The following is a 19926-nucleotide window of genomic DNA, read 5'->3' as shown; positions in this document are numbered from 1 at the left end:
CGAAGCTTACTTCATCAGGTCGGCAACCGGGATTGCTTCCGAGATCGTCCATTCATCCACCACGCCGGGCTTGCCCGCATTGGTCTCGACGATCAGATAGCGCGCCTGGTTCTGGTGGTGAATCTCGGAGGTGAAGGTGCGCGGGCCAAAGAGCGTCGGCTCGCCGGTCATCTTCTCCAGTTCCGCCACCACGGCAGAGGTTTCCACGGTGCCCGCCCGCTCCACCGCCTTGGCCCAGACGTCAATCATCACATAGCCCGGATAGACATACTGGGTCGACGGATCGCCGCCGGTCGCTTCCTTGTACTTGGCGTTGAAGGCGGTGACTTCGGGGTTCGGGTCATCGCCATAGATCGAGCCCTGCACAGGCACGAAGAAGTTCGACAGGTCCGGCACGGCGCTGAGCCAGTAGCTGCCATCCACGCCCGAGCCGTTGAGGATCATCGAGTTGATGCCCGCAGCGCGGATCTGCTTGATGGCCGAAACCGCGCCCGGCATCATGGTGCAAAGCATGATGGCATCAGGCTCTTCCGGCAGCGCCTTGATGCGGGTGATCTGCGCGGCAATCGAGGCGTCCTCGTTCAGGAAGGTGTCCTCGCCCGCCAGCGTGGCATCGGCCAGCCGCGGCAGCATCCAGTCGAAGCCGTCGCAAATGCCCTTGTTGTATTCGGTCCAGGTATCGAGCAGGCGATAGAAGGTCCGGGCTTCTTTCTTGGTATAGGCCCATTCCGCCATGGTCGCGCCCTGCACCGCGGCCAGAACCGAAGCCGAGAAGCTGTTCGGGCCAACGCCCTGAATGCCCGCCTTGATCGATTCCGCGCAGAGGAAGAACGACGGCAGGCCGGCGCTTTCGGCGGCAAGGGCTGCCGGCGAGCCGAAGTCATAGTCGCAAGACACCACCACCATGTCGGCGCCGGCGTCGATCACGCTGAGGCCCGCCTTGGCGCCTTCGGCGCGGTCAGTCTTGGTATCGGCGTTCACCACTTCGATCTGCTTGCCCAGAAGCCCGCCCGCCGCATTGATCTCGGCGATGCGGATCATCGCGGCATCCTGCGCGGGCTTGTCATATGCCTGCATGAAGCCGGTTTCGGCCGTGGCAAAGCCCACGACGATCTTTTCGTCATCGGCCAGCGCCGGAGCCGTCAGGCAGGTGGTGGCGGCAAGGGCTGCAATCAGTCTTTTCATTTGGTCTCTCCTTGTTGGGTCGTCTTTTTCAGGTTTTGGGGCCGGTCTGGCCTTGGCTGTCCGAAGCCGCCCCGCGGGGCAGGCTCAGGTCGCGGTTGCCCATGATCCCGGCAGGCCGGAACATGAGGATGAGGATCATCACGGCGCCGAGGGCGATTTCCTGCACGCCGCCCGGCAGGGCAAAGGTGGTGGTGCCGATCTCGATGCCTGCCTCCAGCCAGCGCAGGATCTGGATCAGCGAGGACAGGATGAGAACGCCCAAGACCGCGCCCGACAGGCTGCCCATGCCGCCGACGACCAGCATCGACAGCGTGATGAAGGCGAGGCCAAGGTAGAAGGTGTCGGGCGTGACGATGCCGATGGAATGGGCGTAAAGCGCCCCGCCCATGCCCATGATGGCGCCGGAAATCACGAAGGCGATCAGCCGCGCGCGCGGAATGTCGATGCCGCTGGCCGCCGCTGCGGTGGGTTCATCTCGCGCGGCGCGCAGGGCAAGGCCGTGGCGCGAGATGCCATAGGCCCAGGCGGCAAAGACCGCGATCAGGGCGGCGATCAGGTAGGGCCAGATCGACCGCACAATCGGGATGCCGACGACCGAGGAGGTCGCCGCCGTGACGCTCTCCCAGTTCGAATAGATCGAGTTCACCATGGCCAGCATGGCAAAGGTGGCGATCGAGGCGGCAATGCCGGACAGCCGCATCAGCACGGCGCCGAAGATCAGCGCCCAGAGCGCGGCCCAGCCGGCCGCCAGCACCGCCGAGGCCCAGAACGGAATCTCCATTCCCATCAGCCAGTCCGGCAGGCCCGGCATCGCGGTGCCCTTCAGCATCGGCTTGATCGTGGTCCAGGCCGCAATATAGCCACCAAGGCAGGCAAACGCGGTGTGGCCAAAGGAAATCACCCCGGAATTGCCGATGAACACCCAAAGCCCGACCACGAAGATCACCTTGAGGAAGATGTCGATGATGGTCTGGTTGAAGGGCTTTGACCCTACCACCAGCGCCAACAGCGCGAAGGCGACGAGCAGGAGGCCCAGCAGGATCGGCGTGGTGACGGTGCGGCGGGCGACAGAAAGGGACATTACACGCGCTCCTTGGTGCCGCGGGCCGAGAGAAGGCCTTGCGGCCGGAAGATCAGGACAAGGATGACCGCGCCGTAAACGAAGGCATCGCGGAAGGCGCGGGCGTCGGGCGGCAGGATCACCTGCATGACCGTTGCTACCGCCCCCAGCAGGAACCCGGCCAGCACCGCCCCGGCAAGGCTGCCCATGCCGCCGATCACCGTGGCGATGAAGGCCATCAGCATCACGTTCGCGCCCATCATGATGTTGGCCGTGCCGGTCTGCGACCCGAGGATCAGCGCAATCGCCGCCGCCAGCGCCCCTGACAGGGCAAAGGCCCCCATGATGACCCGGTTGGCCCGCACCCCCAGCATCCGGGCCATGGTGAAGTTCTCGGCCGCCGCCCGCATCTCGAGGCCAAAGCGCGTGCGGCGCAGGAAGGCGATGAGGCCAAGAAGCACGGCGATGGTCACCGTGATGGTGATGAGCTGCAAAAGCGGAATGCGCGCGCCCATGATTTCAACGGGTTGGCTGAGGGCGGGCAGCAGCGAGATGCTTTTCGGCCGGCTGGAAAACAGCATCAGCAGGAAATAGCGGATGACGAAGCCAAGCGCGAAAGAGGCGATCATCATGGTGGCCGGATTGGCCCGCCGGAACCGGCGGAACACCACGATTTCCGACAGCACCGACAGCCCTGCCCCGATGGCCAGCACGAAGGGGATCAGCAGAAACCACGGCAGGTTGCCGGCAAAGACCACGGCCACCGCATCGACCGAGGGCCAGAGAAGCGCAAAGACCGAGAAGGCGATCACATCGCCATGGGCGAAGTTCACCAGCCGCATCACCCCGAAGATCAGCGCGATGCCAAGAGCGGCAAGGGCATAGAGCGAGCCAAGCGCGGCTGCGTCGAAGATGACCTGAAGCAGCGATCCCATCAGTGCTCTCCATATCCGAAATAGGCGGCCTGCATGGCCTCTGATTGCCCCAGCGCGCGCGCGTCGCCGTCGAGCAGGATTTCCCCGCCCCGCATCAGCATCATCCGCCCGCCGGCCATCATGGCGCGGGTGGAGGATTGCTCGACGATGAGGAGGGTCAGCTTGCGTTCCGCCTGCAGGGCGATCAGGCGTTCGTAGACCTGATCTGTGATGTTCGGCGCCAGACCCAAGGACGGCTCGTCAATCGCCACCAGCCGCGGATGGGTCATCAGCGCCCGGCCGATCACCAGCATCTGCTGCTGGCCGCCCGACAGAAGCCCCGCCTGCGTGTGACGGCGGTCCTTCAGGATCGGGAAGGTGGCATAGACTGCCTCCAGTTCCGTCGCGGCGCGGGCCTTCCAGCCCCGCTCGCGGGCATGCATGCCAGTGCCGACCATCAGGTTTTCCTCGATGGTCAGCCCGCCGAACACATCGCGCCCCTCGGGCACCATCGACACGCCCAGCCGGGCGATGTCCTCGGGCGAGCGGCCGGTGATGTCATGGCCTTCAAAGTCGATGCGCCCGCCGGCGGGCGGCGTCACCCCGGCAATGGCGCGCAGGAGCGAGGATTTCCCGGCGCCGTTCGGCCCGGTGATGAACAGGATCTCGCCTTCCGCCATGGAGAAGCTGACATTGCGCACGGCGGTCAGCCGGCCATAGCGGACCGAGACATTGGACAGGGCAAGCAGGCTCATGCGCTGACCTCCAGCACGGGCAAATGGCTGTCGGCGGCGGTGCCCATATAGGCGTGGCGCACCCGTTCGCTGGCGCGGATCGCCGCCGGACCGCCGGTTTCGATCACCGCGCCGCTGTCCAGCACGACGATGTGGTGGCAAAGGTCCAGCACCAGCCCGACATTGTGTTCGATGAGCAGGACACCGCAGCCCATCTCGCCCGCAATGCGGCGAATGAGATCGGCAAGCTCGGCGGCCTCCTGTGCGCTCATGCCGGCGGCGGGTTCGTCGAGAAGCACGAAGGAAGGTTTGCCCATCAGTGCCCGGCCAATCGCCACCCGGCGCTCGTCGGTATAGGGCAGCGTGCCGGCGATGCGGTCGCCCAAGGGCGCGATGCCGACCCACTCCAGCATCGCGGTTGCCTCGGCAATCGCCGCCGCCCGCGACTGGCCAAGGCCGACGCCCGTCACCTCCAGATTGTCGATGACAGGCAGGTCACGGAACAGCCGCCCGCCCTGAAAGGTGCGGGCGATGCCGCGACGGCGCAACTCATGCGGTTTGAGGTTCGACAGGGGCTGGCCGTCCAGCCGGACAGCCCCCTCGGTCGGGGCCTGAAAGCCGGTCAGCACGTTGACAAGGGTGGTCTTCCCCGCCCCGTTCGGGCCGATCAGCCCGACGATCTGGCCGGGTGAGACCGTGAGGTCAACCTCTGACAGGGCGCGCAGCCCCGCAAAGGCGACCGAAACCTTGTCGGCGTGCAACTGGCTCATTTTGCCCCCTTCTTGTCGCGGGTCATGAGGTAAGACCCGCTTTCATCCAGCCGGGCCGTCCAGCCCGGTTCCACGACGATGGTGGTGGTGACTTCCTCGATCACGGCCGGGCCATGGATCGTCGCGCCCGCGCCCAGCGGCGTGCCGTCATAGATCGGGGTCTTCACCCGCTTGCCGTCGGCCGAGAACACAGCATCCCGATGCGCCTTGATCGCCTTGTCGGCCGAAACACCCTTGCCGATGGTCATGCGGGCAGGCTTTTCCACCACGCCGTAGACCGTGCTTTCGATGTTCACGACCTCGACCACCGAATGCGGCTCGGAATAGGTGTAAAGCTGCTCGTGCCGCTTGTGGAAGGCGGCGATCACCTTGCCGATCGACTTGGCATCGACCTTGAAATTGTCGATTTCCACCGTGCATTCATGGACTTGCCCGACATAGCGCATGTCAAGGCTGCGCTTGATGACGATGTCCTTGCCCTTGAAGCCGTCATCTTTCAGATGCGCGATGCCCTGCGCCTCGATCTGGTTGTAAAGCTCGTCGATCCGGGCATAGGCGGCGTCGGATTCCAGCCGCAGGGGCGCCGTGGCCATGTAGTTGTATTTCACGTCCGAGATGATCTGGCCAAAGGCGCAGAGACCCGAGGCGAGCTTCGGCAGGACGATGGTGTCAATGCCGATGGCATCGGCCAGCGCAGTGATATGCGCCGCCGTCGCGCCCCCTGCACCCACCAGCACGAAATCGCGCGGGTCATAGCCGCGCTCCACGGTGACGCGGCGGATGCCGTTGACCATGTTGGCGTTGACGATGGTGAACATGCCATAGGCGGCGCGTTCGACCGAAAGGTCCAGCGGATCGGCCAGATTCGTTTTCACCGCGTCATGGGCCTTTTGATAGCTCAACGGCAGGCGACCACCGACCAGACCATCGGGATTGAGATAGCCCATCACAAGGTTGGCGTCCGACACGGTGGGCAGTTTCCCGCCCTGCCCATAGCAGGCCGGCCCCGGATCGGACCCCGCCGATTGCGGCCCCATCTGCATCAGCCCCATCTCGTCGATCCAGCCGATCGAGCCGCCGCCCGCGCCCAGGGTTTCCACCTGAATCATCGGCACACCAATGCGATAGCGCAGGAAGTCGATGTTCTTGTTGATGTTGGTGGAGCCGTCCTTGGTCAGCGTGATGTCGAACGAGGTGCCGCCCATGTCGACGGTAATCACGTCCTTCTTGCCGAAGGGCTCGCAGACATATTGCCCGGCGGCCGGGGCCGAAGCCGGGCCGGAGTTGATGGCATAGACCGAGCGGTCGGTCATCGCCTGCCCGATGGCAAGCCCGCCGTTCGACTGGTAGTAGCGGACGGGTTGCTTCGCGCCGAGCGATTGGAAATAGGCATCCACCGCCGTCACATAGCGCTTCATGATCGGCGCGAGATAGGCGTTCACCACCGCCGTCGAGGTGCGGGTGTATTCGCGGACCTGCGGGTAGAGTTCCGAGCCAAGGGTCAGCACCACCCCCGGCAGCATTTCCCGCACGATCTCGCCGGCGCGGCGTTCGTGGTCGGGGTAAAGCACCGACCAGACGAAGGAAATCGCCACGGTTTCCACGCCCTCGGCCTTGAACACCTCACAGGCGGCGCGGACATCGGCCTCGTTCAGGGGGGTGCGCACTTCGCCCGTCGACAGCACCCGCTCCTGCACGCCACGGCGCAAATAGCGCGGCACGAGCATGGTGGCCGGCGGATATTCCGGGTCATAGCGATAGCCGTCTTCCTTGTGGCCAAGCCGGATTTCAAGGCTGTCCTCGTGACCTGCGGTGCAGATCAGGCCCGCTTTTGCGCCCTTGTGGGTAATCAGCGCATTGAGGCCAACCGTCGTGCCGTTGATGCACAGATCGCAGTTCGGGATGATCTGATTGGCCGGAACGCCGAGTTCTTCAGAGATCAGCGCCAGACCGTTCTTGATGGCCAGCGTCGGATCCTGCGGTGTGGAAAGTGCCTTGAACAGCCGCACTTGGCCCGATTTGTCGGCCAGAACGAAGTCGGTAAAGGTGCCGCCGGCGTCGATGCCCAGACGATATTCGGATTTCATCTCAATTCCCCCTTATTTCGCGGCCACAGCACGCTTGGCGCGCAGGGCATTCGTTGCGGTGTGGTCCACGTCCAGCGTGGTGGGGTCCTTGATGATGACGCCGTAATCCTCCCTTGCCCCGTCAATCGAGACGAGGCCGTTCTTCACGTCCCAGACCACCTTGTCGATCTGGCGCTCCATCGGATTGCCATAGCCGCCGCCGCCGGGGTTCATGTTGGTGATGCGGTCGCCGGGTTTGATGACCTTGATGACGTTCTCGCGGATGGTTTCCTGCCGGTCTCCCTCCACCAGTTCCAGACGGCCGACCTTGGTGTCGATCATGGTGCTGGCCGCGCCCGCTGCGCCAACGGCCGGGATGCGGCGGCCTTCACCGAAGGTGATGAAGGTCATGTCGTCGCTGAGCGGCTCCACTTCCCAGGCCGTGCCGGAGCCGCCGCGGAATTTCCCCGCGCCGCCCGAGTCGGTCATCAGGCTGTAGCGGTGGATGATGATCGGGTAGGAGTATTCCAGAAGCTCCACATCGCCCGAGGTCAGCGCGCCAAAGCAGCACTCCGGCCCGCAGGCGTGCCAGCCGTCCTGAGACGGCGTGGCGCCGGCACCCGAGATGATGGTGGCCAGCACCATCGTCACATATTCCTCGTCGTGGCGCTTGTCCCAACCGGCGATGTTCAGCCCGTTGGCATGACCCCAAGATGCCGAAACCTTCGACGGCACCGCCTTTTCAAAGGCCAGCCGCACGGCGTCGGTCAGGGTTTCCATCGGCGTCGTGGTGCAGTTCATATGCGGCGCGGGTTCGGCCGCGTTGCAGATCGTGCCCTTCGGCCCCATGTTCACCGAGACGCAGCGATAGAGCCCCTCGTTATAGGGTGGCGGCAATTGAGCGAACATCATCAGTCCGAGATAGACGCCGGAATATGAGTTCCCCTCATAGCTGTTGATGAAATAGGGGATCTGCGGCGGGCTGGAAATCTCGATATGGCAGGTGTCGGCCTTGATCGTGACCTTGGCCTTGATCTCGAAATCGCCAAAGCCGTGCCCGGCGTCTTCCAGAATGGCGCTGCCCTCATAGGTGCCGTCCGGCACGTCCGAAATCAGCGCACGCATCTGCTTTTCGGCCATGTTCAACAGGGTGTCGATGCAGGCATCGACCATCTCCTCGCCGTATTTCTCCAGCATCGCCAGAAGCGCGCGCTCGCCCACCTGACAGGCGCCAATGAGCGCGTTGAAGTCGCCTTCCTGATCGCGGCGCGCCCGCATGTTGGTCAGGATGAAGTTCAGGACATCCTTGCGCGGCTGGCCCCGGTCCCAGACCTTCACGGGGGGAATGCGCAGGCATTCGGCGTAGATTTCCTTGGCGTTCGGGTTGTAGCCCGCCGGCACCGGGCCGCCGACATCGGTCAGGTGGCCTTTGCAGACGGTCCAGTATTTCAGGCGGCCCTTCCAGAACACCGGCTTGTAGAAACAGGTGTCGATGGCATGGCTGCCGCCCCAGGCCGGGTCGTTGTGAATGAGCAGATCGCCTTCGTGGATGTCGTCGCCGAAATAGCCCGCGACCACCTTCATCGCCGGGATGAGGCTGCCGAGGTGGATCGGAATGTCCTGCCCCTGCAGGATCATCTCGGGCGTCGCGTTGAAGAGCGCCGTCGAATAGTCATGCGCGAGGTTGAACACGCTCGACCGCGCGGTTTTTTCCAGCGAAAGTGTCATCTCGCGCTGGGTGGTCTCGAGAATGCCACGCACCACCGACAGGGTGATGGGGTCAACCTCGACCTTGGGTTTGGCTTTATGCGCCACTACGGAGCCCTCCGGTTGGGGCCGCGCAAAAGAGGGGCGTTCGGGCAAAAGGCCCGTCCGAATCGCCGGAACTCCCTGTCACGCGGCATCTGTTGTGCCTTTGTGACAGCAACCGTAGTTGCGCAGGACGCATGCCGTCTTTGCGCCGGGCGCATAGCGTTTTGTCTTTCCGTGCAGTCGGGCCGCGGGGCCAAACGCGGCGCTTTACAGGATGCCCAGGCCGTGGCCTTCTGTGAAAAACGGGGAAACACGCGATGAAATCCACCATCAGCACGCGCGGGGTCGATGTGGCGGGGCGCAGCCGGCACTGGCACGAAACCATCGCCCGCGCCTATTTCCCGCTTGACCTGACCTTCCATCGCCCCGAGGCCTTTGACGGCGAGCTGACCAGTTGGGATCTGGGGGGCGTGTCCTTGTCGCGCCTCACCTCGGACGCGCTGATGTATCGCCGCCTGCCCAAGCATTTCCGCGAACCGGGGCCGGAGGAGTTTCTGGTCACCCTGCCCACCAAGTCCGAGTTGCGCTTTGCCCAAGGGGGAAAAGAGGTGCGCGCCAATCCCGGCGCGTTTTTCATCGAGCGCAGCCATGAACCCTATGAGTTCAGCCATTCCGATCCGGCGGATCTGTGGGTGATGAAGCTGTCGAAGGAAATGCTGGGCGGCCGCATCCGCGCGCCGGACCGGTTTTGCAGCCTGCAATTCGATGCCACCAATGGCGCGAATGGCCTTTTCGTCGACATGGTCCACCTGATCCCGGCGCGCTATGACCAGATGACCGAGGAAACCCGCTCCATCGTTGGCCGGCAGTTGGTGGATCTCTTGGCGCTGGCCATCCAGTCCGATGAGCGGGTGCTGACCAGTGGCAATTCCACGGTGCGCACGGCGCATCTGGCGCGGATCGAAAGCTTTGTCCGCCGCCATATCGACGATCCCGATCTTGGCCCGGAGGAAGTGGCGGGGGGCTGCGGCATTTCGGTGCGCTATCTGCACGAGTTGCTCCGCGACACCAATACCACGCTCGGCCAGTGGATCCGCGACACCCGGTTGCAGGCGGCGCATGAGGATCTGAAGAACCCCGCCGACCGGCGCGCGATTGGCGAGATCGCCTATGCCCGCGGCTTCACAGATCAGGCGCAGTTCTCCCGCGCCTTCCGCGCGCGGTTCGGCGTGACACCGAAAGAGGCGCGCGGGCGGGGGTAGGCTCATCGTCGCCCTGCGGGCGCTCCTCGCAAGGGGGCGAGGAGACGCCGCAGGCGCACGAGGAGCGGTGTCTTGCATCACCGGCCCAGATGGCTGCGCAAGGCGGCAAGGGCTGCCTGCCGGTCATGGCGGGCGGCCAGCGCCTGATCCATCGTGACCTCGACAAAGCGCGCCGGGGAATGCGGCTGCAACTGCCCGATCAGATCCATGTCGGCACTGATGACGCAGCCGAGCATCATGTAGCCGCCGCCCGATACCGCATCGCGGTGCAGCACGATCGGCTCCGTCCCGCCCGGCACCTGAATCGAGCCATAGGGATAGCAGGCGTCCACAATGTTCGACGGGTTCGACCCCGCGCCAAAGGGCTGTTCGCGCGGTACAAACTCCAGCGCCGTGCCGCCCTTGAAGCGATAGCCGATGCGGTCGGCCTCGGGCGCGACCTTCCAGGTGTCGGCAAAGAACTGCTTGCCCGCCGCCGCCGTGATCCGGTGCCAGTACAGCCCCGGCAGCATGCGCAGTTCGGCGGGGTTGCCGGGCTGGCGGCGCAGATTGGCCGGAATCGCCCCCTTGCCGGGGATGCCCTTGCCCAAGGGCAGGCTGTCGCCGGCCTTCAAGGCTCGCCCCTCATGCCCGCCCAAGGCCCCGAGCGTGTAGGTGGAGCGCGAGCCGAGCTTCACCGGCACATCAATGCCGCCTGAGACCGCGATATAAGCCCGCGCGCCGGATTTCAGGAAGCCGAACGTCAGCCGGTCGCCGGGTTTGACCGGGAAGGCCTCCCATGTGGGGCGATCATCGCCGTTCAGCTTCGGCGGCAGCTCGCCCCCCGCCACCGCCACGGTGGCGGCCTCGGTGAACTCCAGCTCCGGCCCCATGAAGACCGCCTCCAAGACTGCCGCGCCCTCGTCATTGCCGACCAGCATATTGGCGGCGCGCAGGGCAAAGCGGTCCATGCCCCCGGAAAGCGGAATGCCGAGGTGGTAATATCCGGGGCGGCCAAGGTCTTGCACGGTGGTCGACAGGCCGGGGGAGATGACATTAACGGCCATTCAAGACCTCCATCAGCTTGGCATTGGTGCCCGCCATATCCTTGTTGAACGCGGCCAGGCTGAAGGACGCGGCGCGGATCACGGGTTCATAGCGGTTGGCATCCACCGCCTCGATCGCGGCGTCGTATTCGTCGCGGCTGACCGGCTTCCATTTCACGATGTCGCCGGGGCGGAACAGGCACATCTCGTCGGTCAGGTAATTCACCTTCTGCGACGGGTCATAGATCGGCATCGGGGTGACGCCGAACATCTGGTAGCCGCCCGCGCCGCGTACCGAGTAGATGCAGGAGAAACACCCGCCATGGCCGATGGTCAGCTTCGGCGTGTCGGTCCGGGGCCGGAGGTATTTCGGCACCTGCAATTGCCGCTTGCGCTCGACCATCTGGTAGAGGAACGGCAAGCCCGCGACGAAGCCCACCATGGAAACAAACCACGGCTGGCTGGAATGCGCCTTGATGAAGTCCTCCACCCCGCCCAGGCCATTGACTTCGGCGGCATATTCCAGATCGGTGGCGTTCGGGTTCTGGTGCCGCTCGCGGAAGCGCATCAGCGTCTCATGGGTCCAGGGGTCTTGATACAGCACCGGGATTTCCATGATCCGGGTTTGCAGCGTGGCGTCGGATTTCGACGCCGCCCCTTCCATGGATTGCAACTCCTTCAACAGATCGCCCGGCTTGATCCGGTCCGGGTCGAACTTGATCTGAAAGCTGGCATTGGCCGGGCAGATCTCGGTCACGCCCTTGATCCCCGCCGCCTTGACAGCATTGGTCATCGAAAGCGAGGTAAAGAAGGCCTCAAGCGACATGTCCTCGCTGACTTCCGCGAAGATGTGTTCGTCGCCCCCGAAGGAAAAGCGGATCGACATGGTTCCTCCTATGGTTCCAGATCCGGCACCAGCCGGGCGGAATGGGTGTCCAGCCAGCCTTCCAGCCAGCGGGTGTGAACGGCATTGGCGCGGACGGCCTCGTCCTCGGCGAGCGCCAGAAACAGCGGTTTGGTGGTGCGCAGCCCTTCGATCCGGGTCTCGCCAAGCGCGCGGACCAGCCGGGTGATAGCCGCCTCGCGGGTTTCGGCATGGACCACCAGTTTCGCCAGAAGCGAGTCGTAGAACGGGGGCACGGTGTAGCCGGCGTAAAGCATCGACTCGAACCGCACCCCCGGCCCGCCCGGCACCCGCAGGGAGGAGACGGTGCCGGGAAACGGGGCGAAATCGCGGGAGGGGTCTTCGGCGTTCAGCCGCACCTCGATTGCATGGCCGCGCGGGGTGATGTCGGATTGCTTCAGCCGCAGCGCCTCGCCCCCGGCAATCCGCAGCATCTCGGCCACAAGGTCGATGCCGGTGATCATTTCGGTCACCGGATGCTCCACCTGAATGCGGGTGTTCATCTCGATGAAATAGAAGCGGTCGGCTTCGTCGTCATAGAGATATTCGATGGTTCCGGCGCCGGAATAGCCGACCGCGCGGGTCAGCCGCACGGCGCTGGCGCAAAGCTCGTCGCGCACCCGGTCCGACAGGGCGCGCGAGGGCGCCTCCTCCCAGACCTTCTGGCGGCGGCGTTGCAAACTGCATTCGCGCTCGAAGCAATGCACGGCATCGGTGCCGTCACCCAGAACCTGCACCTCGATGTGCCGCGCCTTGGTGATTACCTTTTCCATGTAAAGCCCGCCGTCGCCAAAGGCGGCCAGCGCCTCGGCGGCGGCTTGCGGGAAGGCGGCTTCGAATTCGGCAAGGTCGTTGGCAATGCGGATGCCCCGGCCCCCGCCGCCGGCGGCAGCCTTGATCATCACCGGAAATCCGGTGTCGATCAGGATGTGGCGGGCGGCCTCGATGTCGGCGACGCGCCCCATCGACCCCGGCACCACCGGAACGCCCGCCGCATGGGCGGCAGAGCGCGCGGCCACCTTGTCGCCCATGGTGCGGATGGCATCGCCGGAGGGGCCGACGAACACCAGCCCGGCGGCAGCGCAGGCATCGGCGAACTCGGCGTTCTCGGCCAGAAATCCATAGCCGGGATGCACCGCGTCGCAGCCGGTCTCCGCCGCAGCCTTCAGCAGAACCGCCTGATTGAGATAGCTTTTCTTCGCTGCCGGCGGGCCGATATGCACCGCCTCATCGGCGATCTGCACATGCAGGGCGTCGCGGTCGGCGTCGGAATAGACCGCCACAGTCGCAATCCCCAGATCCTGCGCCGCGCGGATCACCCGCACCGCGATCTCCCCGCGATTGGCGACCAGAAGTTTCCTCAGCATCAGTCCACCTGCGCCAGAACCGCGCCCGCCATGACGGGCTCTTCATTGTCGCACTCGAACCGGATGTTCGCGCCGGCGACCTCGGATCTGATCTCGTGGAACGATTTCATCACCTCGATCAGCCCGATCACATCGCCCACCGCCACGGCATCACCGTCGGCCTTGAACGGCGGTTTGTCGGGCGAGGAGGAGCGGTAGAAGGTGCCGGGAAGCGGCGAGTGGATCTGGGCCATGGGAACCTCTCAGGTATGGGGTTGGACGGCGGTGCGCACCGCGCGGGCGATATCGACGGCGTTCGGGGTGTCCGAGTGAATGCAGATACTGTCACAGCGCACGGCGATGTCCGAGCCATCCGTCGCCGTGCCCTTGCCCTCGGTGATCGCGCGCAGGCAACGGGCGGCCATCAGGGCGGGGTCCTTGGCGTCATGCTCGCGGGTGACGATCAGGCTGCCGTCGGGGCGATAGTCGAGATCGGCATAGAACTCCGCCACAAAGCCGTGGCCACGCGCCGGATAGACCCGTTCGTGCAGCGTGCCGGTCATGCCCAGAAGCGGCACCCTGAACACATCGGCCGCATCGCAGACTGCCTGCGCGATGTCTTCCTGCCGCGCGGCCATGCCGTAAAGGCTGCCGTGGGGCTTGATGTGATTGAGCTCCATCCCCTCGGCCTTGAGGAACCCGCAAAGCGCGCCGATCTGGTAGATCAGGCAATTGGCCATCTCCTCGCGGCCCATCTTCATCTCGCGCCGGCCAAAGCCCTGCAGGTCGGGCAGGCTGGGATGCGCCCCGACCCTGACCCCATGCGCCTTGGCCAACCGGACGGTGGCGCGCATGTGGTCGAAATCGCTGGCGTGAAAGCCGCAGGCGACATTGGCGATATGGATGAACGGCATGATCCCCGCGTCATCCCCCATGCGCCAAAGCCCATAGCTTTCGCCCATGTCACAGTTCACCGTGACAGGCATCAGAACCCCCTTCTGCTGTTCAGATTTGAGCCGATGCTGGCGTGAGTCGGATTCATTTGCAAATACGGATTTCTGCAATACGTTATCCAAAATTTCGATAAGAGGCATATGATGTCGCTGACCCTGAAACACCTGCGCTATTTCATCGCCGCCGCCGAAACCGGCCAGATCAGCCATGCCGCGATGGAGATGAACATCTCGCAATCGGCGGTGACGGCGGGCATTCAGGGGCTGGAGGCAACGCTTGGCGCGCGGCTTCTGGCACGCCGCGCGCAGGGCGTTTCGGTGACGCCGCAGGGTGCGCGGTTCCTGTTGCGCGCCAAGGCGATCATCGCGGCAGTGGAGGAAGCGACGCGCAGCCCGCTCGGCGAGGACAGCGAGGTCACGGGGCAATTGCGGCTTGGGCTGACCTATACGGTGGCCGGCTATTTCATGGCCCGCCACTACGCCGCCTTTCGCCGGATCTATCCCGGCATCACGCTGGAGCTGTCGGAACAACCGCGCTCGGCCATCGAGAACGCGCTGGTCGGCGGCGGTCTGGACATGGCGCTGATGCTGACCTCGAACCTCGCCAATGTCGGCGATCTGGCGTCCGAAACCCTGTTCCGCTCGCGCCGCAGGCTTTGGCTGCCCTCGGAACACCGCCTGCTCGCCGCGCCGGAAATCCCGCTGGCCGACGTGGCGCGCGAACCCTATGTCATGCTGACGGTCGACGAGGCAGGCCACACCGCCGGCCGCTACTGGGAGCATTACCGCCTGACGCCGAAGGTGGTGTTCGCCACCTCGTCGGTGGAGGCGGTGCGCTCGATGGTCGCCGCCGGCATGGGGGTGACGATCCTCAGCGACATGGTCTACCGCCCCTGGTCGCTGGAGGGCCAGCGGATCGAACAGCGCCAGACGGTGGAGGCGATCCCCTCGATGGACGTGGGGCTGACCTGGCCCAACGCCCGCCCGCTCTCCGCCCCGGCCCAAGTCTTCCGCACCTTCCTCAGCGCCGCCCTCGGCGCAGGCAGCTGAGGCCCACCGGGCCAGCCCGCCACCGGCAGACGGCGAAGACATGGAAACCTGGTGCCCCCAGAGGGACTTGAACCCCCGACCCCCTGATTACAAATCAGATGCTCTACCAACTGAGCTATAAGGGCACTTGGTCTGAAATAGCGGGCCGAACGGGGGGTTGCAAGCCCTCTGCGGGCGGCTCACCTGTCGCGGTGGGCGTGGGCGAGGAGCGCCGTGGCGGCAAGGCCCAGCAGGGCGACGACCAGGGCGGCGGGGGCGGCTTCGCCGAGGCGTTCGAGGCTGGCGAGTTCGTGGACGCGGGTTGCCAGCGTGTTGAAGTTGAAGGGCCGCAGGAGCAGCGTCGCGGGCAGTTCCTTGACACAGTCGACAAACACCACCAGGAGCGCCGAGGCGACCGAGCCGCGCATCAAGGGCAGGTAGAGCCGGCGCAGCGTGCCGCCGGTGGTCTCGCCCAGGGACCGGGCGGCCATCGGCAAAGAAGGCGAGATGCGCCCGAAGGCGGCATCGACCGCGCCCTGGGCGATGCCGAAGAAGCGCACGACATAGGCCAGCACGATCGCGGCCGAAGTGCCGGTCAGCAGGAGCCCCGGATCGCTGCCGGTCGCCGTCAGGATCGCATCAGCCAGCCGGTGATCCAGCGCGGCCAGCGGCACCAGAAGCCCCACGGCCAGCACCGCCCCCGGCGCGGCATAGCCGAGCATCGTCACCGGCAGCACCACCCGCGCCACCCCCCTGCCCGCCATGCGCACGCCATAGACCAGAAACAGCGCCGCCCCCACCGTGACCAGCGCCGCTGTGCCGCCGACGACGAGCGTGTTCAGCGCGGCCTCGATCAGGCCCTTGGCCAGCCACACCTCGGGGTTGGCGAAGGCATGGGTCAGCATGACGCCGACCGGCAGGACAAAGCCCATGGCAAAGGGCAGCAGGCAGAGCGCGAAGGCCAGCCCCCCGCGCCAGCCGCGCAGTTGCAGCGGCTCGATCGGCCGGGCGTGACGGGCGGCGCGGTGGAAGCGGGCGTTGCGGCGGCTGACGCGCTCGACCGCCACCAGCGTCAGGATCAGCGTCATGATGACCCCGGCGATCTGCGCCGCCCCCCCGGCATTGCCGCCCGAAAGCCAGGTCGAGAACACCCCCGTCGTCAGGGTCTGCACGCCGAAATGGGTGACGGTGCCGAAATCGGCGACCGTCTCCATCAGCGCCAGCGCCACGCCGGCGGCGATGGCGGGCCGGGCCAGCGGCAGGCCAAGCCGCCAGAACAGGCCCCAGCCGCCGGTGCCAAGGGCGCGGGCGACTTCATAAACCCCGCCCGACTGCTCGCGCAGCGCCTGCCGGGTCAGAAGATAGACATAGGGGTAAAGTGCTGCCGCCAGCACAAGGATCGCAGCCCAGGTGCTGCGGATTTCCGGAAACCAGTAGTCGCGGGCATCCTGCCAGCCGAAGGCCACCCGCATCGCGGTCTGCAAAGGGCCGGAATAGTCAAGGAAATCCACCAGCGCATAGGCGCCGACATAGGCCGGCAGGGCCAGCGGGAACAACAGCGCATGGGTCAGCCAGCCGCGCCCGGCAAAGCGATACATGGTGACCAGCCAGGCCGCGCCAGTACCCATCGCCGCCGCCAGCACCCCGACCCCGGCCATCAGGGTCAGCGTGGTGGTGAAATAGCGCGGCAGCACAGTGGCCATGAGATGCGGCCAGATGTTTTCCGTCGGGTGCAGGGCGATCCAGACCACCGCCAGAAGCGGAGCCACCACCACCGCCACAATGGCCAGCGCGGCCAGCGTCCAGCCATCGGGCCACCAGGCCCGTCCCGCTATCCGACTGTTTTGCTGGGTCATCATGGGGTCGGGCATAGAGGAAAGCGGTTTCCCTGTCCAGAAAACCGACTATACTTGCGGCAACGAAAACAAGAAGCAGATCAGGCAAGCCATGCGGATCGTCTACCACCTCGGCGCGCATTTCACCGATGACGAGCGCCTGTTGCGCTGCCTGATGAAAAACCGCGATCTTTTGGCGCAGCATGACATCGTGGTGCCGGGGCCAAGTCGCTATCGCAAGCTGCTGCGCGAGACGGCGACCAAGCTGAAGGGACAGGCGGCGACGGTGGATGACCAGGCGCTGATCCTGGAACAGATCATGGAGGAAGACCGCGCCAGCCGCCTGATCCTGTCCTGGGAAAGCTTTCTCTCCTTGCCGAACTATGTGCTGAACGAACGGCTTTATCCGGCGGCGGGCGAGCGGGTGCGGGCCTTTTGCCAGATCTTTCCCGAGATCGAGGCCGAGTTCTTTCTGGCCATCCGCAATCCGGCGTCGTTCCTGCCGCTTTTGTACGAACGTCTCAACCCGGAAAGCTACCGCGATTTCCTGGGCGGCACGGACCCGTTCGACCTCTACTGGTCCGACGTGATCGAGCGCATCGTGGAGGCCAATCCCGGCGTGCCGCTGACAGTGTGGTGCGACGAGGATACACCGCTGGTCTGGCCCGAAGTGCTGCGGGCGGTTGCGGGCCTGCCCAAGGGGCCGGCCATGCAGGGCGAGGACGATCTGCTGGCCAGCCTGATGTCCGGCGAGGGGCTGGCGCGGATGCAGGCCTATCTCGAAACCCATCCGCCGCAGACGGTGATGCAGCGCCGCAAGATCGTCTCGGCCTTCCTCGACAAGTTTGCCCTGCCCGAACGGGTCGATCAGGAGATCGAGATGCCGGGCTGGACCAGGGAAATGGTCGCCGAGCTGACCAGCCTTTACGACGAGGACGTGGCGCGCATCGCGCGGATGGCCGAAATCACCTTCCTCGCGCCGTAATTCCTGGCGTCCTGACCTTCGCGCCCTGACGCGCCTCAGCTCATCCCGAGGGCGGATTTGTACATGTCGAGAACCGCCTCTTCCTCGGCGATGTCGTCGGGCTTGCGTTTGCGCAGCGCGATGACCTTCTTCATCACCTTGGTGTCATAGCCCCGGCCCTTGGCCTCGGCCATCAGCTCTTTTTGCTGTTCGGTGACGTCCTTCTTCTCGGAGTCCAGCTGTTCGTAGCGCTCGATGAACTGGCGCAATTCGTCGGCGGTGACATTGTAGGCGTCGTTGGCGTCGCTCATCCTGGGTCTCTCGGAACGGGATTGTCGGGCCTTTACCTAGCCCGACCGGGGCAAGCCGCGCAAGGCATGTCGGCACAAGTTTGCCATTTCCGAAATTCCATTGCGGCGCCTAGACTTGCGAAAGATTTCGCAGGTTTTGCCTTAACGGCGCACCTTGAGCGCGTCGGTCAGAACTCCGGACACGACATCGCGCGGAACCTCATCGGCAACAAAGGCCTGACCGATGCCACGGGCCAGGATGAAGCGCAGCCGGCCGTCGACCACCTTCTTGTCCTGCCCCATCAGCGCCAGAAGTCCCGCCGCATCCGGCAGATCGCCCGGAATGTCGGCCAGATCGGTCTTCATGCCCATCGCCTTCAGATGCGCCCTGACCCGGCTTGGCGCCTCTTGCGAACACAGGCCCAGCCGCTGGCTGAGCTCGAAGGCCAGCGCGCAGCCGATCGCCACGCCCTCGCCGTGCAGCAACCGGCCAGAATAGCCGGTGGCCTTTTCTAGCGCGTGACAGAAAGTATGGCCAAGGTTCAGCAGGGCGCGCTCACCCTCTTCAGTCTCGTCGCGCTCCACGATCCCGGCCTTCATCTGGACCGAGCGCTTGACGGCATGTTGGCGCGCGCCCTTGTCGCCCGCAGCCATCGCCGGGCCATTGGCTTCCAGCCAGTCGAAGAACGCCGCGTCGCCCAGAAGGCCGTATTTCACCACCTCGCCATAGCCGGCCAGGAAATCGCGCGGCGGCAGGGTGTCCAGCACGTCGATGTCGGCCAGCACCAGCGACGGCTGATGGAAGGCGCCGATCAGGTTCTTGCCCTGCGCCGTATTGATCCCGGTCTTGCCGCCGACCGAACTGTCGACCTGCGCCAGAAGCGTCGTCGGGATCTGCACGAAGCGCACGCCGCGGCGCAGCGTCGCGGCAGAAAACCCCACCAGATCGCCCACCACGCCGCCGCCGAAGGCGACGACGATGTCGCGCCGCTCGACCTTCTGTTCCAAAAGCCAGTCCGAACAGCGGACGAACTGTTCCCAGCCCTTCGAGCCCTCGCCCGGTGGCACCGAAAGCGCGGCCATGGCGATGCCCTGCGCCTCGAACGCCGCCGAGAGCGCCAGCAGGTGATGCGCGGCCACCGTGTCGTCGGTGATGACCGCCACCCGCTTGCGGCGCAGCAGGGGCGCAATCTCGACCCCGGCCCGCGCGATCAGCCCGGAGCCGATGCGCACCTCGTAACTGCGCGCGCCAAGCGCCACCGGCACCACGTCAATGGTCATGTCTCAGTCCTCTTCCAGCACGTCCGGGCGCGTCGCCAGCGCCGCCAGCACCCGCCGCGCCATATCCTCGACCGACAGCTCGGCCGCGCCTTCCACCACGATGTCGGCCTGCTCGTAAAAGGGCAGACGCGCGTCGTAAAGCCCGCGCAGCGTCTCACGCGGGTTTGGCGTGCGCAACAGCGGCCGGGTGGTCTTGTGGCGCACGCGCTGCCACAGCAGGTCAAGGTCAGCCTTGAGCCAGACCGCAACCCCGTGATCCGCAATCAGCTTGCGATTGGTTTCCGACAGGAAGGCGCCGCCGCCGGTGGACAGGATCGCGGGCGGGCCTTTCAGCAACCGGCCGATGACCTCGGTTTCGCGGGCGCGAAAGAACGGCTCGCCGTCGCGTTCGAAAATCTCGGCGATGGAGCGGTCGGCGGCCCGGACGATCTCTTCGTCCGAATCAAGAAAGGGAACGCCGAGAAGTCGGGCAAGGGCCGTGCCAACGGCGGTCTTTCCCGCCCCCATCATGCCCACCATCACCGCGGTTTTCTTCAGCCGCACCAGATTTCCCCCA

General features: G+C 65.3%; 19 protein-coding genes and 1 tRNA gene. 3 read left to right on the top strand and 17 right to left on the bottom strand.

The features are described 5' to 3' along the window. Positions 1 to 6: 6 nt before the first annotated feature. From G4Z14_RS01675 to capB, 7 genes are read right to left on the bottom strand one after another with little or no spacing between them, the layout of a single operon-like run. Positions 7 to 1185, bottom strand: a complete 1179-nt coding sequence (locus G4Z14_RS01675; RefSeq protein ID WP_164623016.1) for an ABC transporter substrate-binding protein — start codon at positions 1183 to 1185, stop codon at positions 7 to 9. A gap of 28 nt (positions 1186 to 1213) precedes the next feature. After that, positions 1214 to 2266, bottom strand: coding sequence for a branched-chain amino acid ABC transporter permease (locus G4Z14_RS01670; protein ID WP_164623015.1), 1053 nt, complete (start codon positions 2264 to 2266; stop codon positions 1214 to 1216). Further along, positions 2266 to 3180 (bottom strand): branched-chain amino acid ABC transporter permease, encoded by a 915-nt coding sequence (locus tag G4Z14_RS01665; protein WP_164623014.1) that lies wholly within the window; start codon positions 3178 to 3180, stop codon positions 2266 to 2268. The genes G4Z14_RS01670 and G4Z14_RS01665 overlap by 1 nt, the downstream gene beginning before the upstream one ends. After that, entirely contained in the window at positions 3180 to 3914 is a 735-nt protein-coding gene (locus G4Z14_RS01660) for an ABC transporter ATP-binding protein (RefSeq protein ID WP_164623013.1), read from the bottom strand. The genes G4Z14_RS01665 and G4Z14_RS01660 overlap by 1 nt, the downstream gene beginning before the upstream one ends. Beyond that, complete coding sequence (locus G4Z14_RS01655) at positions 3911 to 4663, bottom strand: ABC transporter ATP-binding protein (RefSeq protein ID WP_164623012.1); 753 nt, start codon at positions 4661 to 4663, stop codon at positions 3911 to 3913. The genes G4Z14_RS01660 and G4Z14_RS01655 overlap by 4 nt, the downstream gene beginning before the upstream one ends. Next, entirely contained in the window at positions 4660 to 6750 is a 2091-nt protein-coding gene (capA, locus tag G4Z14_RS01650; protein ID WP_164623011.1) for a caprolactamase subunit alpha, read from the bottom strand. The genes G4Z14_RS01655 and capA overlap by 4 nt, the downstream gene beginning before the upstream one ends. Before the next feature lie 12 nt (positions 6751 to 6762). Further along, on the bottom strand, positions 6763 to 8544 hold the full coding sequence (gene capB / locus G4Z14_RS01645) for a caprolactamase subunit beta (protein ID WP_164623010.1): 1782 nt from the start codon (positions 8542 to 8544) through the stop codon (positions 6763 to 6765). A 254-nt stretch (positions 8545 to 8798) separates the two neighbouring features. Between capB and G4Z14_RS01640 the strand changes: the two genes are divergently transcribed. Beyond that, positions 8799 to 9743, top strand: a complete 945-nt coding sequence (locus tag G4Z14_RS01640) for an AraC family transcriptional regulator (protein WP_164623009.1) — start codon at positions 8799 to 8801, stop codon at positions 9741 to 9743. 77 nt (positions 9744 to 9820) lie between these two features. On the opposite strand, the gene G4Z14_RS01635 is transcribed toward G4Z14_RS01640, so the two are convergent. The 5 genes from G4Z14_RS01635 to G4Z14_RS01615 are packed head-to-tail and all read right to left on the bottom strand — an operon-like array spanning position 9821 to position 14004. Next, positions 9821 to 10789 carry a 5-oxoprolinase subunit C family protein gene (locus G4Z14_RS01635; RefSeq protein ID WP_164623008.1) on the bottom strand — a complete coding sequence of 323 codons (969 nt, stop codon included), beginning with the start codon at positions 10787 to 10789 and terminating at the stop codon, positions 9821 to 9823. Continuing rightward, positions 10779 to 11654 carry a 5-oxoprolinase subunit B family protein gene (locus G4Z14_RS01630; protein WP_164623007.1) on the bottom strand — a complete coding sequence of 292 codons (876 nt, stop codon included), beginning with the start codon at positions 11652 to 11654 and terminating at the stop codon, positions 10779 to 10781. Before G4Z14_RS01630 ends, G4Z14_RS01635 begins: the two co-directional genes overlap by 11 nt. Before the next feature lie 8 nt (positions 11655 to 11662). Further along, on the bottom strand, positions 11663 to 13039 hold the full coding sequence (locus G4Z14_RS01625; RefSeq protein ID WP_164623006.1) for an acetyl-CoA carboxylase biotin carboxylase subunit: 1377 nt from the start codon (positions 13037 to 13039) through the stop codon (positions 11663 to 11665). Further along, positions 13039 to 13272 (bottom strand): acetyl-CoA carboxylase, encoded by a 234-nt coding sequence (locus G4Z14_RS01620; protein ID WP_164623005.1) that lies wholly within the window; start codon positions 13270 to 13272, stop codon positions 13039 to 13041. The genes G4Z14_RS01625 and G4Z14_RS01620 overlap by 1 nt, the downstream gene beginning before the upstream one ends. Positions 13273 to 13281: 9 nt before the next feature. Continuing rightward, positions 13282 to 14004, bottom strand: coding sequence for a LamB/YcsF family protein (locus G4Z14_RS01615; RefSeq protein WP_164623004.1), 723 nt, complete (start codon positions 14002 to 14004; stop codon positions 13282 to 13284). Positions 14005 to 14115: 111 nt separating this feature from the next. Between G4Z14_RS01615 and G4Z14_RS01610 the strand changes: the two genes are divergently transcribed. Continuing rightward, the gene (locus tag G4Z14_RS01610) at positions 14116 to 15021 is read left to right on the top strand and encodes a LysR family transcriptional regulator (RefSeq protein WP_164623003.1); all 906 of its coding nucleotides are present in this window, start codon (positions 14116 to 14118) and stop codon (positions 15019 to 15021) included. Between the two features lie 49 nt (positions 15022 to 15070). Here G4Z14_RS01610 and G4Z14_RS01605 read toward each other — a convergent pair. Continuing rightward, a tRNA-Thr gene (locus G4Z14_RS01605) sits at positions 15071 to 15146 on the bottom strand. A gap of 54 nt (positions 15147 to 15200) precedes the next feature. Beyond that, entirely contained in the window at positions 15201 to 16871 is a 1671-nt protein-coding gene (locus G4Z14_RS01600) for an ABC transporter permease (RefSeq protein WP_407703777.1), read from the bottom strand. Between the two features lie 76 nt (positions 16872 to 16947). Between G4Z14_RS01600 and G4Z14_RS01595 the strand changes: the two genes are divergently transcribed. Then, positions 16948 to 17820 (top strand): hypothetical protein, encoded by an 873-nt coding sequence (locus G4Z14_RS01595; protein WP_164623001.1) that lies wholly within the window; start codon positions 16948 to 16950, stop codon positions 17818 to 17820. Between the two features lie 35 nt (positions 17821 to 17855). On the opposite strand, the gene G4Z14_RS01590 is transcribed toward G4Z14_RS01595, so the two are convergent. The 3 genes from G4Z14_RS01590 to G4Z14_RS01580 all read right to left on the bottom strand — a co-directional run bounded on the left by G4Z14_RS01590 (position 17856) and on the right by G4Z14_RS01580 (position 19916). Then, on the bottom strand, positions 17856 to 18110 hold the full coding sequence (locus G4Z14_RS01590; protein WP_164623000.1) for a DUF2312 domain-containing protein: 255 nt from the start codon (positions 18108 to 18110) through the stop codon (positions 17856 to 17858). 141 nt (positions 18111 to 18251) lie between these two features. Continuing rightward, a complete protein-coding gene (gene aroB, locus G4Z14_RS01585) occupies positions 18252 to 19370 on the bottom strand; it encodes a 3-dehydroquinate synthase (protein ID WP_164622999.1) in 1119 nt (372 codons plus the stop codon). Positions 19371 to 19373: 3 nt separating this feature from the next. Continuing rightward, positions 19374 to 19916 carry a shikimate kinase gene (locus G4Z14_RS01580; RefSeq protein ID WP_227751507.1) on the bottom strand — a complete coding sequence of 181 codons (543 nt, stop codon included), beginning with the start codon at positions 19914 to 19916 and terminating at the stop codon, positions 19374 to 19376. Between the last annotated feature and the right edge of the window lie 10 nt (positions 19917 to 19926).

Source organism: Tabrizicola oligotrophica, from assembly GCF_011008935.1.
GTDB classification, from domain to species: domain Bacteria; phylum Pseudomonadota; class Alphaproteobacteria; order Rhodobacterales; family Rhodobacteraceae; genus Tabrizicola_A; species Tabrizicola_A oligotrophica.
This window is presented reverse-complemented; position numbering and strand designations above follow the sequence as displayed.

Excerpts from the sequence above, each read along its gene's own strand:
- G4Z14_RS01675 (WP_164623016.1), bottom strand. The coding sequence starts at position 1,185 with ATGAAAAGACTGATTGCAGCCCTTGCCGCCACCACCTGCCTGACGGCT.
- G4Z14_RS01670 (WP_164623015.1), bottom strand. The coding sequence starts at position 2,266 with ATGTCCCTTTCTGTCGCCCGCCGCACCGTCACCACGCCGATCCTGCTG.
- G4Z14_RS01665 (WP_164623014.1), bottom strand. The coding sequence starts at position 3,180 with ATGGGATCGCTGCTTCAGGTCATCTTCGACGCAGCCGCGCTTGGCTCG.
- G4Z14_RS01660 (WP_164623013.1), bottom strand. The coding sequence starts at position 3,914 with ATGAGCCTGCTTGCCCTGTCCAATGTCTCGGTCCGCTATGGCCGGCTG.
- G4Z14_RS01655 (WP_164623012.1), bottom strand. The coding sequence starts at position 4,663 with ATGAGCCAGTTGCACGCCGACAAGGTTTCGGTCGCCTTTGCGGGGCTG.
- capA (WP_164623011.1), bottom strand. The coding sequence starts at position 6,750 with ATGAAATCCGAATATCGTCTGGGCATCGACGCCGGCGGCACCTTTACC.
- G4Z14_RS01640 (WP_164623009.1), top strand. The coding sequence starts at position 8,799 with ATGAAATCCACCATCAGCACGCGCGGGGTCGATGTGGCGGGGCGCAGC.
- G4Z14_RS01635 (WP_164623008.1), bottom strand. The coding sequence starts at position 10,789 with ATGGCCGTTAATGTCATCTCCCCCGGCCTGTCGACCACCGTGCAAGAC.
- G4Z14_RS01630 (WP_164623007.1), bottom strand. The coding sequence starts at position 11,654 with ATGTCGATCCGCTTTTCCTTCGGGGGCGACGAACACATCTTCGCGGAA.
- G4Z14_RS01625 (WP_164623006.1), bottom strand. The coding sequence starts at position 13,039 with ATGCTGAGGAAACTTCTGGTCGCCAATCGCGGGGAGATCGCGGTGCGG.
- G4Z14_RS01620 (WP_164623005.1), bottom strand. The coding sequence starts at position 13,272 with ATGGCCCAGATCCACTCGCCGCTTCCCGGCACCTTCTACCGCTCCTCC.
- G4Z14_RS01615 (WP_164623004.1), bottom strand. The coding sequence starts at position 14,004 with ATGCCTGTCACGGTGAACTGTGACATGGGCGAAAGCTATGGGCTTTGG.
- G4Z14_RS01610 (WP_164623003.1), top strand. The coding sequence starts at position 14,116 with ATGTCGCTGACCCTGAAACACCTGCGCTATTTCATCGCCGCCGCCGAA.
- G4Z14_RS01600 (WP_407703777.1), bottom strand. The coding sequence starts at position 16,871 with ATGCCCGACCCCATGATGACCCAGCAAAACAGTCGGATAGCGGGACGG.
- G4Z14_RS01595 (WP_164623001.1), top strand. The coding sequence starts at position 16,948 with ATGCGGATCGTCTACCACCTCGGCGCGCATTTCACCGATGACGAGCGC.
- G4Z14_RS01590 (WP_164623000.1), bottom strand. The coding sequence starts at position 18,110 with ATGAGCGACGCCAACGACGCCTACAATGTCACCGCCGACGAATTGCGC.
- aroB (WP_164622999.1), bottom strand. The coding sequence starts at position 19,370 with ATGACCATTGACGTGGTGCCGGTGGCGCTTGGCGCGCGCAGTTACGAG.